Genomic DNA, 13972 nt, shown 5'->3' with positions numbered 1-13972 from the left:
GCGCGAGAGGACAGCGATGAAAGGGACCGCCTAATGGGTGTCGCGGATTTCGCCTTCTATCTTTTCGCCATCACTGTGACCGCCGCCGGCCTGTTCACCGTGATCGCGCGCAACCCCGTCCACTCGGTCCTGTGGCTGATCCTGGCCTTCCTGTCGTCGGCGGGCCTATTCGTCCTGCTGGGCGCCGAGTTCGTGGCGATGCTGCTGATCATCGTCTATGTCGGCGCGGTCGCGGTGCTGTTCCTGTTCGTGGTGATGATGCTCGACATCGACTTCACCGAGCTCAAGGCCGGCATGGCGCGCTACATGCCGATCGCACTGCTGATCGGTGTCGTCATCCTGATGCAGCTCGGCCTCGCCTTCGGCGTCTGGCAGACCTCGGAGATCGCGCCAGAGCTTCTCGCGGCGCAGCCCGACCAGTTCGAGGGCGCCCACAACACGCAGATGCTGGGGCAGCTGATCTACGACGACTACCTGATGCTCTTCCAGCTTGCGGGCCTGATCCTGCTGGTCGCCATGATCGGGGCGATCGTGCTGACGCTGCGGCACCGTCCGGACGTCAAGCGGCAGGACGTGCTGGCGCAGATGTACCGCGACCCCGCCAAGGCGATGGAGCTGAAGGACGTGAAGCCCGGTCAGGGGCTGTGAGATGAACGCAGGCGGCTGGACGGCGGTGGCGATCGGGATCATCACCGCCGTTCTGGTGGCCAACGGATACTTCAACGGGTGAGCACGCCCGGAGGGACAGAATGATCGGATTAGAACACTACCTCACCGTCGCCGCGGCCCTCTTCGTCATCGGGATCTTCGGGCTGTTCCTGAACCGGAAGAACGTGATCATCCTCCTGATGTCGATCGAGCTGATGCTGCTGGCGGTGAACATCAACCTCGTCGCCTTCTCGGCTTATCTCGGCGATCTGGTGGGGCAGGTGTTCACGCTGTTCGTGCTGACGGTCGCCGCGGCCGAGGCGGCGATCGGGCTGGCGATCCTGGTCTGCTTCTTCCGCAACCGCGGCACGATCGACGTCGAAGACATCAACGTGATGAAAGGCTGAGGCTGTGGAGACGATTATCCTCTTCGCGCCGCTGATCGGCGCGCTCATCTGCGGCTTCGGTTACGGCATCATCGGCGAGAAGCCGGCGCAATGGACGGCCACCTGCCTGCTGCTTCTGGCGGCGTTCCTGTCGTGGATCGTGTTCTTCGCCCATGACGGCGAGATGCACCGCATCCAGATCCTGCGCTGGATCGAGTCGGGCAGTCTCAGCACCGACTGGGCGATCCGGCTGGATCGTCTGACCGCGATCATGCTGGTCGTGGTGACGACGGTGTCGAGCCTCGTGCATCTCTACAGCTTCGGCTACATGTCGCATGACGCGCACTTCAAGGACGACGAGCCCTACCGCCCGCGCTTCTTCGCGTACCTGTCCTTCTTCACCTTCGCGATGCTGATGCTGGTGACGTCGGACAACCTCGTGCAGATGTTCTTCGGATGGGAGGGTGTCGGCGTCGCCTCGTACCTCCTGATCGGCTTCTACTACCGCAAGCCGTCGGCGAACGCGGCGGCCATCAAGGCCTTCGTGGTGAACCGGGTGGGCGATTTCGGCTTCGCCCTGGCGATCTTCGCGATCTTCTTCCTGGTGGATTCGATCAACTTCGACACCGTGTTCGCCGCCGCGCCCGAGATGGCCGAAACGCAGATGACCTTTCTGTGGCGCGACTGGAACGCGATCGAGGTGGTCTGCCTGCTGCTGTTCATCGGCGCGATGGGCAAGTCGGCCCAGCTCTTGCTGCACACCTGGCTGCCCGACGCGATGGAAGGCCCGACCCCGGTTTCGGCCCTGATCCACGCCGCGACGATGGTGACGGCGGGCGTGTTCCTCGTCTGCCGGATGTCGCCGCTGATGGAGTTCGCGCCGAACGCCACCGCTTTCGTCACCTTCATTGGGGCGTCGACGGCGTTCTTCGCCGCGACGGTGGGTCTGGTGCAGAACGACATCAAGCGCGTGATCGCCTATTCGACCTGTTCGCAGCTCGGATACATGTTCGTGGCAGCGGGTGTCGGCGTCTACTCGGCGGCGATGTTCCACCTGTTCACCCACGCGTTCTTCAAGGCGATGCTGTTCCTCGGCGCCGGCTCGATCATCCACGGGATGCACCACGAGCAGGACATGCGGAACTATGGCGGGCTGAAGGACAAGTTTCCCTACACGTTCTGGGCCATGATGATCGGCACGCTGGCGATCACCGGTGTGGGCATCCCGCTGACGCATATCGGCTTCGCCGGCTTCCTGTCGAAGGACGCCGTCATCGAGAGCGCCTGGGGCGGGCAGACCGGCGTGGCGACCTACGCCTTCTGGATGCTGGTCATCGCGGCGGCCTTCACCTCGTTCTACTCGTGGCGCCTGATGTTCATGACGTTCTACGGGCCGCAGAAGGGCGACAAGCACACCCATGACCACGCGCATGAATCGCCGACGATCATGACGGCGCCGCTCGGCGTGCTGGCAATCGGCGCGGTGTTCGCGGGCATGGTCTGGTACGGGCCGTTCTTCGGCTCGCACGAGAAGGTCACGACCTGGTTCGGCATCCCGCATCAAGCCGAGGCCTCGGAAGAGGCGGGCGGCGACCACGGCGAGGAAACCGCGTCGGCAGAAGGCGGCTCTGCCGAGGATAACGCGGCGGCAAGCGAAAGCGCCGAGGGGTCGGGCGAAGGTGACGGAACGGAAACCGCTCTGGCCGGTCCCGCGCCTGGCGAGGGGGCGATCTACATGCACCCCGACAACCACGTCCTCGACGAGGCGCACCATGCGCCGGTCTGGGTCAAGGTGTCGCCCTTCGTCGCGATGCTCGTCGGCTTCCTGCTGGCCTTCCAGATGTATATCCGGCGGCCTGATCTGCCCGGCAAGCTCGCGGCGAACCAGCCGATCCTGTACCGCTTCCTTCTCAACAAGTGGTACTTCGACGAAATCTACAACGCCGTCTTCGTGCGGCCGGCGCGGAGCCTGGGTGGCTTCCTGTGGCGGCGCGGCGACGGGGGCGTGATCGACGGCGGGATCAACGGTCTCGCCATGGGGATCGTGCCGTTCTTCACCCGCCTCGCGGGCCGTGCGCAGTCGGGATACCTGTTCCACTACGCCTTCGCGATGGTGCTCGGTATCGCCGTCCTGATCACGCTGATGACGCTGGCCGGAGGGGCCCAATAACATGGACAGCCTACTTTCCATCATCACCTTCCTGCCGCTTCTGGCCGCGGCGATCCTGGCGCTGTTCCTGCGCGGAGACGACGAGGCCGCGCGCCTGAACGCCAAGTGGCTTGCGCTGATCGCGACGAGCGCGACGTTCCTGATCTCGCTGTTCCTGCTGGCCGGGTTCGACCCGCAGAACACCGATTTCCAGTTCGTCGAAGAGGGCGAGTGGCTGGTCGGCCTGACCTACAAGATGGGCGTCGACGGCATCTCGATCCTGTTCGTGATGCTGACGACGTTCCTCATGCCGCTGGTGATCCTGGCGTGCTGGGACGTCACCGTGCGCGTGAAGGAATACATGATCGCCTTCCTCGTGCTCGAGACGCTGATGATCGGCGTCTTCTGCGCGCTGGATCTCGTGCTGTTCTACCTGTTCTTCGAGGGCGGCCTGATCCCGATGTTCCTGATCATCGGGATATGGGGCGGCAAGAACCGCATCTACGCGGCGTTCAAGTTCTTCCTCTACACGTTCCTCGGCTCGGTGCTGATGCTGGTGGCGATCACGGCGATGTACGTGGACGCGGGTACGACGGACATCCCGGCACTTCTGGCGCACAACTTCGCGTCCGAGACGTTCCCGGTGCTTGGCATCCAGGTTGTCGGCGGCCTGCAAACGCTGCTGTGGCTGGCCTTCTTCGCCTCGTTCGCGGTCAAGATGCCCATGTGGCCGGTCCACACCTGGCTGCCCGACGCGCACGTTCAGGCGCCGACCGCGGGGTCCGTGGTACTTGCCGCGATCCTGCTGAAGATGGGCGGCTACGGCTTCCTGCGCTTCTCGCTGCCGATGTTCCCCATAGCGTCCGACCTGCTGGCGCCGCTGATCCTGTGGCTGTCGGCCATCGCGATCGTCTACACCTCGCTTGTGGCGCTCGCGCAGCAGGACATGAAGAAGCTCATCGCCTATTCGTCGGTCGCGCACATGGGATACGTGACCGCCGGCATCTTCACGGTGACGCAGCAGGGCCTCGACGGCGCGATCTTCCAGATGCTGAGCCACGGCTTCATCTCGGGCGCGCTGTTCCTGTGCGTGGGCGTGATCTATGACCGGATGCACACTCGCGACATCGATGCCTATGGCGGTCTCGCGAACCGGATGCCGGCCTATGCGATGATCTTCATGCTGTTCACGATGGCCAATGTCGGCCTGCCGGGGACGAGCGGTTTCGTCGGCGAGTTCCTGACGTTGATGGGCATGTTCCAGGTGAACACCTGGGTCGCCGCGGTCGCCACGACCGGCGTGATCCTGTCGGCCGCCTATGCGCTGTGGCTCTATCGCCGGGTCGTCCTGGGCGACCTCATCAAGGAGTCGCTGCGGTCGATCACCGACATGACCCGGCGTGAGAAGTGGATCTTCGCGCCGCTCGTCGCGATGACCCTGCTTCTGGGCGTCTATCCCAGCCTCGTGACCGACATCGTCGGCCCCTCCGTCGAGGCGCTGATTTCCGATACACAGACCGCACTGGCCGAACAGGCCGGCGTGACACTGGCCGAGATGTAAGGATCGCCGTATGACCTCTGCCGATTTCTCCGTAATTCTGCCCGAGATCACCCTGGCACTCCTTGCGATGCTGGGCCTGATCGTGGCGGTCTATACCGGCAAAGACCGTCTGGCGCCCGTCATCCTGTGGGCGACGGCGGCGGTTCTCGTCCTTCTGGCGGGCTGGATCGGGCTGTCGGGCGGCGAGACACGGACCGCGTTCGGCGGCATGTTCGTCGACGACGCCTTTGCCCGGTTTGCCAAGGTGACGCTGCTTCTGGCGGCGGCTGCCGTCCTGTTGATGAGCGAAGAGTACATGGCCCGCCGGGATCTCCTGCGGTTCGAGTATCCGCTGCTCGTCGCGCTCGCGTCCGTGGGCATGATGGTGATGGTCAGTGCCGGCGACCTGATCGCGATGTACATGGGCCTCGAGCTGCAGTCGTTGGCGCTGTATGTCGTCGCCTCGCTGCGCCGTGAAAGCCCCAAGTCGACCGAGGCGGGCCTCAAGTACTTCGTCCTGGGCTCGCTCAGCTCGGGCCTGCTGCTCTATGGTGCGTCGCTGACCTACGGCTTTGCCGGCACAACCGAGTTCGAGGGCATCGTGCGCGCGGTAAGCGCCGGCGACAACATCCCGCTGGGCCTGCTGTTCGGTCTGGTCTTCGTCAGCGCCGGTGTCGCGTTCAAGGTGTCGGCCGCGCCGTTCCACATGTGGACGCCGGACGTCTACGAAGGCTCGCCCACGCCGGTGACCGCGTTCTTCGCCACGGCGCCCAAGGTCGCCGCCATGGCAATGTTCGCCCGCATCCTGCACGACGCCTTCGGCGGTGTCGTGGGCGACTGGCAGCAGATCGTGGCACTTCTCGCGGTGGCGTCGATGTTCCTGGGCGCAATCGCCGCGATCGGCCAGACGAATATCAAGCGCCTGATGGCCTATTCTTCGATCAACCACATGGGCTTTGCGCTGATGGGCCTGGCCGGCGGCGGTGCGTTCGGCGTGCAGGCGATGCTCGTCTACATGGCGATCTACGTCGTGATGAACGTCGGCACCTTCGCCTTCATCCTGTCGATGGAGAAGGACGGACAGCCGGTCACCGACATCAAGGCGCTGAACATGTACTCCAGGACCGAGCCGCTGAAGGCGCTCGCGGTCATGGTGCTGATGTTCTCGATGGCCGGCGTGCCGCCGCTCGTCGGATTCTTCGGCAAGTTCTACGTGCTGCGCGCCGCGGTCGATGCCGGGCTTGGCTGGCTGGCGGTGCTGGGCGTCATCGCTTCGGTGATCGCGGCGTTCTACTACCTGCGCATCATCTTCTACATGTATTTCGGCGAAGAGGGCGACGGGCTCGACCGATCGTCCAGCCCGGTGCTCTGGGGCATGCTGATGGTGTCGGCGGCGATGATGGTGTTCGGCGTGGTCAACCTGTTCGGCATCGAGGGCCCCGCAGCGGCCGCTGCGGCCACCCTTGTCGACTGAGGCGCCCTGGCCGGAAGGGTTCGACCGGATCGTCCTCGATCGGGTCGACAGCACCAACGCCGAGGCGGCGCGCATTGCGGGCGAGCTGAACTATCCCACGTGGATACTCGCCCGCGAACAGACGGCGGCACGGGGCCGCCGGGGCGTCGCTTGGGCCAACCCGGCCGGGAATTTCGCGGCGACGCTGGTGATGCGGCCGGGTGGGGTGCCCGCCTGGGCAGCACTGCGGTCGTTCCTCGCCGCCAACGCGCTGTTCGAGGCGCTCGCCATGCGGGTCGACCGGACACGCCTGTCGCTGAAATGGCCGAACGACGTGCTGCTCGACAACGGCAAGGTCGCGGGCATCCTCCTGGAAAGCGCGGGCCCCGCGGGACAGGTCGAGTGGCTGTCCATCGGCATCGGTGTGAACCTGGTGATGGCGCCGGACGATGTGCGCGATGCGGTGTTCCCGCCGGTCAGCGTGGCCGAGGCGACGGGGGTCGAGATCGAGCCCGAGGAGTTCCTGGTGATCCTCGCCGACGCCTATGCCACGCAGGAGAGCATCCTGACACGGCTGGGCTTTCCGACGATCCGCGAGCACTGGCTGCGCCACGCCGCGCGTCTGGGCGAGGTCATCACGGCCCGCACGGGACGCGAAGAGATCGTGGGCCGCTTCGAGACCATCGATGAGCACGGGCAGCTCGTGCTTGAAACCCCGGATGGCCGGCGCGCTGTGCCGGCGGCCGACGTGTTCTTCTGACGGAGGGGGCGGATGCTTCTGGCGATCGATTGCGGGAACACCAACACCGTCTTTTCCATCTGGGACGGTACGAAGTTCCTCGCGACATGGCGGACCTCGACCGAGCAGCAGCGCACGGCGGACCAATACTATGTCTGGCTCAGCACGCTGATGCAGCTGAAACAGATCGAGGCGAGGATCACCGAGGTGATCATCTCGTCCACGGTGCCGCGCGTGGTGTTCAACCTGCGGGTCCTGTGCAACCGCTATTTCGACTGTCGGCCGCTCGTGGTCGGGCGGTCGGATTGCGCGCTTCCGGTGGACGTGCGCGTGGATCCCGGAACGCAGGTGGGCCCCGACCGGCTGGTGAACACCGCGGGGGCCTTCGACCGCTATGGCGGAGACCTGATCGTCGTCGATTTCGGCACCGCGACGACGTTTGACGTGGTGGCCTCGGACGGGGCGTATATCGGGGGGGTGATCTCTCCGGGCGTCAATCTCAGCCTCGAGGCGCTGCACGACGCTGCCGCCGCTCTACCCAACATCGACGTGACGCGGCCCGAGCACGTGATCGGCACGAACACGGTCGCCTGCATGCAATCCGGCATCTTCTGGGGCTACGTTTCGCTGATCGACGGCGTGCTTGCGCGGATCAAGACGGAACGCGCGCGGGAGATGACCGTTGTGGCCACCGGCGGGCTTGCGCCTTTGTTTCAGCAGGGCGAAACCCTATTTGACCATTTCGAAGAAGATCTGACGATGCACGGCCTGACCGTGATCCATCGCTATAACAGGGACAGAGAAAACACATGAGCAACGACCGCCTGATCTACCTCCCCCTCGGTGGCGCGGGGGAGATCGGCATGAATTGCTATCTCTACGGCTACGGCCCGGAGGGGCAGGAACGATTCATCATCGTCGATCTCGGGGTGACGTTCCCGAACATGGACACGACGCCGGGCGTCGACCTGATCTTTCCCGACATCTCGTGGATCGCCGAGCGGGCCGACCGTCTTGACGGCATCTTCATCACCCACGCGCACGAGGATCACGTCGGCGCCGTGGGCCATGTCTGGAACCGTCTGCGCGCCCCCGTTCATGCCCGTCCCTTCACCGCGAACATCGCGACGCGGAAGATGGAAGAGCACGGGCTGGACACCTCCGTCCTGCATATCGCGAAACCGTGGCCGGAGACGGTGCAGGCGGGCCCGTTCTCCGTCGGATTCCTGCCGGTATCGCACTCCATCCCGGAGAGCTCGGCGCTGGTGATCGACACGCCCGCGGGCCGGATCGTCCATACCGGCGACTTCAAGATCGACACGGCCCCGGTCGTGGGCGAGCCGTTCGATCATGCGCAATGGTCCGAGGTGGCCAAGCCGGGTGTCCGGGCGCTCGTGTGCGATTCGACGAACGTCTTTTCCGGGCATCCCGGCCGGTCCGAAAGCACGGTGGGGCCGGAAATCTCCAAGCTGGTCTCGTCGCTGGACGGGATGGTGGTCGCGACGACCTTCGCAAGCAACGTGGCGCGGGTGAAAACGCTGGCCGAGGCCGGCATCTCGGCCGGGCGGTCGGTCTGCCTGCTGGGCCGCGCCATGCGGCGCATGGTCGAAGCGTCGGTGCAGTCCGGCGTCCTGAGCGAGTTTCCCGCCACGATCAGCCCCGAGGACGCGCGCGAAGTGCCGCGCGAGAGCCTGATGCTGATCGCGACCGGCAGCCAGGGTGAACGCCGCGCGGCCAGCGCGCAGCTGAGCCGCGGCAAGCACTTGGGGCTCAAGCTGAACGACGGCGACACCTTCCTGTTCTCGTCCAAGACGATCCCCGGCAACGAGCGGGACGTGATCAACATCATGAACGCCTTTTCCGAAATGGGCGTCGACGTGGTGGACGACAACGAGGGCCGGTACCACGTCTCGGGCCACGCCAACCGGCCGGACCTGGAGGCGATGCACGAGATGATGCAGCCGCAATTCGTCGTCCCGATGCATGGCGAGCACCGCCACCTGCGCGAGCACGTCAAGCTGGCGGACAGCCTGGGCCGCACCGGCGTGTTGGCGCCGAACGGCACATGCGTGTCGCTGTCGGGCAACGAGCCGAAGGTCGTCGACTATGTCGAGACGGGGCGCACCTATCTCGACGGGGCGGTGCAGATCGGCGCGATGGACGGGATCGTGCGCGATCGGATCCGAATGGCGGTGAACGGCCACATGGTCGTGACGCTGATCATCGACGAGGATGACGCGCCGCTCGGCGAGCCTTGGGTCGAGGTCATCGGCTTGCCGGAAAAGGGGCGCTCGAACGCGGCGCTGGCCGAAGTCGTCGAGGCGGACCTCGCGCAGCTGTTGCAGCGGATGGACGACAAGACGCTCCTGGACGACGACAAGCTGGACGATGCGCTGAAACGCCAAGCGCGCCAGAGCGCCAACGACGAGATCGGCCGCAAGCCCGAGGTGACCGTCGTCGTCAGTCGGCTGAGCTGACGCGATTGTTGGTGTCAGCCGGTCGAGCTTGGTGTCGGCCGGCTGAGCTGACGCCCCCATGGGCGGAGGGCGGACGTACTGACGCTCGGGGGTGCTTTCTACCGGTGGCGCCTGCGGCGCCATGAGATGTCTGGCCGCGCCTCTGGCGCGGCCGTGCCTCCGGCGGGGATATTTCGGGAACCGAAGAGAAAGGGCGCCGTCAGCTTGCGCGGCGCTCTTCGAAGCTCATCGCGATGAAGTTGGGCAGGTGGTCGCCCATGCCGACGACGTTGTCGTCGTTCTTCTTCTGGTAGGACTTGCGGTTGCCGCCGCGCGGCTTGCGCTTGCCGCCCTTGCTCTTGTTGCCGTCGTCAGCCGATTGCTGTTCCGGGGCCGATTGCGCGGTGGTCTCGGGTGCGGCTTCAGGTGCGGGCGCCGCTTCGGGCGTTTCGGTGGCCGCCGTCTCTTCGGCAGGCGCGGTGTCCACCTTCTTGCGGCTACGCGTCCGGGTGCGCTTGGCCGGCTTTTGCGGCGCGTCGTCCTCGGCGGCCTCGGCTTCGGGCGCGGCATGGCCGAGCGGGTTCTCGAGGCGCGGGATCGACTTTTCGAGGAGCTTCTCGATGTCCTCGAGGTTCTTTTCGTCCGACGGCGCGCAGAGCATCATCGCCTTGCCGTCCCGTCCGGCGCGGCCGGTGCGGCCGATGCGGTGAACGTAATCCTCGGCATGGGAGGGCACGTCGAAGTTGAAGACATGGCTCACTGCGGGCACGTCGAGTCCGCGGGCGGCGACGTCGGAGGCCACGAGGAAGTGCAGGTCACCGCTGCGGAATTCGTCGAGGGTGCGCGTCCGCTGGGACTGCTCGAGGTCGCCGTGGATCGGCGCGGCGTGGTAGCCGTGCTTTTTCAGCGACTTCGCGACGATGTCCACATCGACCTTGCGGTTGCAGAAGACGATGGCATTGGTGACCTTGTCTCCCTCGGAATCGATCAGCTTGCGCAGGATGTCGCGCTTTTCCGCCGCGGTGCGGTCCTTGCGGCTGGCGCGGAAGACGACGACGCCCTGTTCGATGGTCTCGGAGGCGGTGGCCTGTCGTGCGACCTCGATCTTCTCGGGATTGGCGAGGAAGGTGTTGGTAATGCGCTCGATCTCCGAGGCCATCGTGGCCGAGAAGAACAGGGTCTGCCGGGTGAAGGGCGTCAGCGAGAAGATTTTCTCGATGTCCGGGATGAAGCCCATGTCGAGCATCCGGTCGGCTTCGTCGACGACCATGATCTTGACGTCGGACAGGATCAGCTTGCCGCGCTCGAAGTGGTCGAGCAGGCGGCCCGGCGTGGCGATCAGGACGTCGACGCCCTTGTCGATGAGCGCGTCCTGCTCCTTGAACGAGACGCCGCCGATCAGGAGTGCCTTGGTCAGCTTGGTATACTTCGAATAGGTGTCGAAGTTCTCGGCGACCTGAGCGGCGAGTTCGCGGGTGGGGGCCAAGACGAGGCTGCGCGGCATCCGGGCGCGGGCGCGGCCGCGCCCGAGCGCGTTGATCATCGGCAGGGTGAAGCTGGCCGTCTTGCCGGTGCCGGTCTGCGCGATGCCGAGCACGTCGCGCCCTTGCAGCGCGGCCGGAATGGCGCCCGCCTGGATCGGCGTCGGCGTGGTATAGCCGGCCTCTTCGACGGCCTTGAGGATCTTGGGGTCTAGGTTGAGGTCTTTGAACGTGGTCATGCGGATCCGATGTGTTACGGACCCGTCGCGGCCCGTGCGTCTGAGGGGCTGCGGCCCGTATGGCGCGCGCGCCCCCGGTTGGGGCCGCCCCGATGGCTCTGGCTGCTAGCTCATGCAGCCGCTCCGGTCAATATCGGCCCATATAATTGGCGTTCGTGCGTTTTCCAGGGCGCGCCCGTCGACGGGACGAGATCATTGGGTGTGATCGGCGTGGGAATGACCGGCGGCGTCCTTTTCCTCGATGGCGACCTCGAGAGTCAGCGGTTCGAAGGGCAGGATTTCGACCTGCATCTCGAAACGGTCGCCGGCCGAAAGCGGTTCGTCCAGACCGGTGATCTGCATGAACATCCCCTCGGGCTCGAGCGTGGCCGTGTTGTTGGGCGCGATTGGCAGTTCTGGCAGGCCGACTGGCTCGCTCGAATTGGCGTCGAGCGGGGCGGCCTTGAGCGCGACATCGATGCCGACCGACGCATCGAGCGCCTGCAGGCTGACGATCTGGTCCGAGCCGTTCTCGATCTCGAAGTAGACGCGGGCCGAGTCGGTGTCGGTGGCGTGGGTCCAGGCGTGCATCACCCGCACGCCGTTCGACTCGGAGACATGGTCGCCGTCCTGAGCGGTGGCGGCCATCGGCAGGAGCAGGGCGGCGGCGAGTGCGATAATGCGTTTCATTCTACGTTCCTCGTCAGTGATCGGTCGATCAACGCATCTTGAGGGGCCGATGTTGCGGGGGCATGTCGGCTCGGCGGAAAATGGCGCCCGAGGTCAGCTCATCATCTCCTTGGTCGCGGTCAGCCGCACGTCCGGATGATCACGCTCGATCCGGTCGATGTCCCATTGCAGGCGGGTGAGGTAGACGATGTCGCCGTCGCTGTCGTGGGCGATGTGGCCCTTGTTGGCGTTGACGAAGGCGTCGACCGCCTGCCTTTCGCCCGAGACCCAGCGGGCCGAGGTGAATTGCGACGGCTCGAAGCGGACGGGCAGGCCGTATTCGCCCTCGATCCGGCTGCCGAGGACGTCGAACTGCAGCTGGCCCACGACGCCGACGATGAAGCCCGCGCCCAGCATCGGCTTGAACACTTTCGCGGCGCCCTCCTCGGCGAACTGGGTCAGCGCCTTGTCGAGGTGCTTGGCCTTCATCGGATCGCCGGCGCGGCAGTTCTGCAGAAGCTCGGGCGCGAAGGAGGGGATGCCCGTGACGCGGATCGCCTCGCCCTCGGTCAGGGTGTCGCCGATCCTGAGCTGGCCGTGGTTGGGGATGCCGATGATGTCTCCGGCCCAGGCCTCTTCGGCAAGCTCGCGGTCCGAGGCCAGGAACAGCACCGGGTTCGAGATCGCCATCGGCTTCTTCGAGCGGACATGGGTCAGCTTCATGCCGCGCCTGAAATGGCCCGAGGACATCCGCACGAAGGCGACGCGGTCGCGGTGCTTGGGGTCCATGTTGGCCTGCACCTTGAACACGAAGCCCGACACCTTGGTCTCGTCCGGCGAGATCTGGCGCGGCTCGGCGCTGGTGGGCTGGGGCTGCGGGCCGAAGTGGCCGATCCCGTCCATCAGCTCCTTGACTCCGAAGGAGTTGATCGCGCTGCCGAACCAGATCGGCGTCAGCGTGCCGTCGAGAAAGGCCTGGTGGTCGAATTGTGGCATCAGCTCGGACGCCATCTCGACCTCTTCGCGCAGTTGTTCCAGCTGCCGCGGCGGCACGTGGTCGGCGAGCCGCGGATCGTCGAGACCGTCGAGCTTGATCGATTCGGCCACGCGGTTGCGGTCGGCGCGGTCCATCAGCTCGAGCCGCCGGTTCAGCATGTCGTAACAGCCGAGGAAGTCGCGCCCCATGCCGATCGGCCACGAGGCCGGGGTGACGTCGATCGCCAGGTTTTCCTGGATCTCGTCGATGATCTCGAACGTGTCGCGGCTTTCCCGGTCCATCTTGTTGCAGAAGGTCAGGATCGGCAGGTCGCGCAGGCGGCAGACCTCGAACAGCTTGCGGGTCTGGCTCTCGACGCCCTTGGCGCCGTCGATCACCATGATCGCGGCGTCCACGGCCGTCAGCGTGCGGTAGGTGTCCTCGGAAAAGTCGCTGTGGCCTGGCGTGTCGACCAGGTTGAAGCGGTAATCCTCGAAATCGAACGACATCGCCGAGGCCGAGACCGAGATACCGCGATCCTTTTCCATCTGCATGTAGTCCGAGCGGGTGCGCCGGGCCTCGCCCTTGGCGCGGACCTGGCCGGCCATCTGGATGGCGCCGCCGTAGAGGAGGAATTTCTCGGTCAGCGTCGTCTTGCCCGCATCCGGGTGCGAGATGATCGCGAAGGTGCGGCGCCTGGCGATTTCGGGCGGCAGTTCGGGGGCGTTCGAGGTGCGGTCCAGCATGGGCGGGGATATAGACGCGGGGCGGGGCCGGTGCAATTGAGGCTTTGCCGGGCGACCCGCCCATGAGACCCTTTCCGCACCGGGTGGTCCGGTGGTGCGGGAGGTTTCGATGACACGTGACGAAATCGCTAACGAGCTGGTGGTGGGCTGCCGCGAGGGGCGCGCGGCCGAGAACCTGGACAGACTGTATTCCGAGGATGCTGTCTCGGTCGAGGCCTTCGCGATGCCGGGAGGCGAGCGCATCACCGAGGGGCGGGCCGGGATCCACGGCAAGCACGACTGGTGGGAGACGGCGATGGAGACCCACGCCGCCGAGACCGAGGGCCCGTTCCTGCATGGCGACGACCGGTTCGCTGTCATCTTCAGGGTCGACGCCACCGACAAGAGCAGCGGCCAGCGCTGGCAGATGAGCGAGGTGGCCGTCTACCACGTCTCCGACGGCCGCATCGTGCGCGAAGAGTTCTTCTCGCCGCCGATGCCGGGCTGAGGCGCGGATTAATCCAGTTTTAAG

At 65.5% G+C, this 13972-nt stretch carries 12 protein-coding genes; 9 read left to right on the top strand and 3 right to left on the bottom strand.

The genetic code is table 11. The features are described 5' to 3' along the window. The first annotated feature begins 33 nt into the window (after positions 1-33). The 8 genes from BMZ25_RS02115 (at position 34) to BMZ25_RS02080 (ending at position 9392) form a co-directional block, all read left to right on the top strand. The gene (locus tag BMZ25_RS02115; protein ID WP_092687640.1) at positions 34-648 is read left to right on the top strand and encodes an NADH-quinone oxidoreductase subunit J; all 615 of its coding nucleotides are present in this window, start codon (positions 34-36) and stop codon (positions 646-648) included. 101 nt (positions 649-749) lie between these two features. Then, a complete protein-coding gene (gene nuoK, locus BMZ25_RS02110) occupies positions 750-1055 on the top strand; it encodes an NADH-quinone oxidoreductase subunit NuoK (protein ID WP_092687637.1) in 306 nt (101 codons plus the stop codon). A gap of 4 nt (positions 1056-1059) precedes the next feature. Then, entirely contained in the window at positions 1060-3204 is a 2145-nt protein-coding gene (nuoL, locus tag BMZ25_RS02105) for an NADH-quinone oxidoreductase subunit L (protein WP_092687634.1), read from the top strand. Between the two features lies 1 nt (position 3205). After that, positions 3206-4744, top strand: a complete 1539-nt coding sequence (locus BMZ25_RS02100; protein ID WP_092687631.1) for an NADH-quinone oxidoreductase subunit M — start codon at positions 3206-3208, stop codon at positions 4742-4744. 10 nt (positions 4745-4754) lie between these two features. Beyond that, positions 4755-6197: an NADH-quinone oxidoreductase subunit NuoN gene (nuoN, locus tag BMZ25_RS02095; RefSeq protein ID WP_092687628.1), complete on the top strand. Its 1443-nt coding sequence runs from the start codon at positions 4755-4757 to the stop codon at positions 6195-6197. Further along, positions 6187-6936 carry a biotin--[acetyl-CoA-carboxylase] ligase gene (locus tag BMZ25_RS02090; RefSeq protein WP_092687625.1) on the top strand — a complete coding sequence of 250 codons (750 nt, stop codon included), beginning with the start codon at positions 6187-6189 and terminating at the stop codon, positions 6934-6936. The genes nuoN and BMZ25_RS02090 overlap by 11 nt, the downstream gene beginning before the upstream one ends. 12 nt (positions 6937-6948) lie before the next feature. Further along, complete coding sequence (locus BMZ25_RS02085; RefSeq protein WP_092687622.1) at positions 6949-7728, top strand: type III pantothenate kinase; 780 nt, start codon at positions 6949-6951, stop codon at positions 7726-7728. Further along, positions 7725-9392, top strand: a complete 1668-nt coding sequence (locus BMZ25_RS02080; protein WP_092687619.1) for a ribonuclease J — start codon at positions 7725-7727, stop codon at positions 9390-9392. Before BMZ25_RS02085 ends, BMZ25_RS02080 begins: the two co-directional genes overlap by 4 nt. A 199-nt stretch (positions 9393-9591) precedes the next feature. On the opposite strand, the gene BMZ25_RS02075 is transcribed toward BMZ25_RS02080, so the two are convergent. From BMZ25_RS02075 to BMZ25_RS02065, 3 genes are all read right to left on the bottom strand, one after another. Continuing rightward, positions 9592-11091, bottom strand: coding sequence for a DEAD/DEAH box helicase (locus BMZ25_RS02075; protein WP_092687616.1), 1500 nt, complete (start codon positions 11089-11091; stop codon positions 9592-9594). Positions 11092-11283: 192 nt separating this feature from the next. Then, positions 11284-11760 carry a copper chaperone PCu(A)C domain-containing protein gene (locus BMZ25_RS02070; RefSeq protein WP_092687613.1) on the bottom strand — a complete coding sequence of 159 codons (477 nt, stop codon included), beginning with the start codon at positions 11758-11760 and terminating at the stop codon, positions 11284-11286. 93 nt (positions 11761-11853) lie between these two features. Further along, a complete protein-coding gene (locus BMZ25_RS02065; RefSeq protein ID WP_092687610.1) occupies positions 11854-13461 on the bottom strand; it encodes a peptide chain release factor 3 in 1608 nt (535 codons plus the stop codon). A 109-nt stretch (positions 13462-13570) separates the two neighbouring features. Here BMZ25_RS02065 and BMZ25_RS02060 point away from each other — a divergent pair, with 109 nt between their 5' ends. Further along, positions 13571-13948 (top strand): nuclear transport factor 2 family protein, encoded by a 378-nt coding sequence (locus tag BMZ25_RS02060; protein ID WP_092687607.1) that lies wholly within the window; start codon positions 13571-13573, stop codon positions 13946-13948. Positions 13949-13972 lie beyond the last annotated feature (24 nt).

The organism is Tranquillimonas rosea, from assembly GCF_900111315.1.
GTDB lineage: Bacteria > Pseudomonadota > Alphaproteobacteria > Rhodobacterales > Rhodobacteraceae > Tranquillimonas > Tranquillimonas rosea.
Note: the sequence above shows the minus strand (reverse complement) of the source record. Positions and strands in the feature narration are given on the sequence as shown.

Excerpts from the sequence above, each read along its gene's own strand:
- BMZ25_RS02115 (WP_092687640.1), top strand. The coding sequence starts at position 34 with ATGGGTGTCGCGGATTTCGCCTTCTATCTTTTCGCCATCACTGTGACC.
- nuoK (WP_092687637.1), top strand. The coding sequence starts at position 750 with ATGATCGGATTAGAACACTACCTCACCGTCGCCGCGGCCCTCTTCGTC.
- BMZ25_RS02100 (WP_092687631.1), top strand. The coding sequence starts at position 3,206 with ATGGACAGCCTACTTTCCATCATCACCTTCCTGCCGCTTCTGGCCGCG.
- nuoN (WP_092687628.1), top strand. The coding sequence starts at position 4,755 with ATGACCTCTGCCGATTTCTCCGTAATTCTGCCCGAGATCACCCTGGCA.
- BMZ25_RS02085 (WP_092687622.1), top strand. The coding sequence starts at position 6,949 with ATGCTTCTGGCGATCGATTGCGGGAACACCAACACCGTCTTTTCCATC.
- BMZ25_RS02080 (WP_092687619.1), top strand. The coding sequence starts at position 7,725 with ATGAGCAACGACCGCCTGATCTACCTCCCCCTCGGTGGCGCGGGGGAG.
- BMZ25_RS02075 (WP_092687616.1), bottom strand. The coding sequence starts at position 11,091 with ATGACCACGTTCAAAGACCTCAACCTAGACCCCAAGATCCTCAAGGCC.
- BMZ25_RS02070 (WP_092687613.1), bottom strand. The coding sequence starts at position 11,760 with ATGAAACGCATTATCGCACTCGCCGCCGCCCTGCTCCTGCCGATGGCC.
- BMZ25_RS02065 (WP_092687610.1), bottom strand. The coding sequence starts at position 13,461 with ATGCTGGACCGCACCTCGAACGCCCCCGAACTGCCGCCCGAAATCGCC.
- BMZ25_RS02060 (WP_092687607.1), top strand. The coding sequence starts at position 13,571 with ATGACACGTGACGAAATCGCTAACGAGCTGGTGGTGGGCTGCCGCGAG.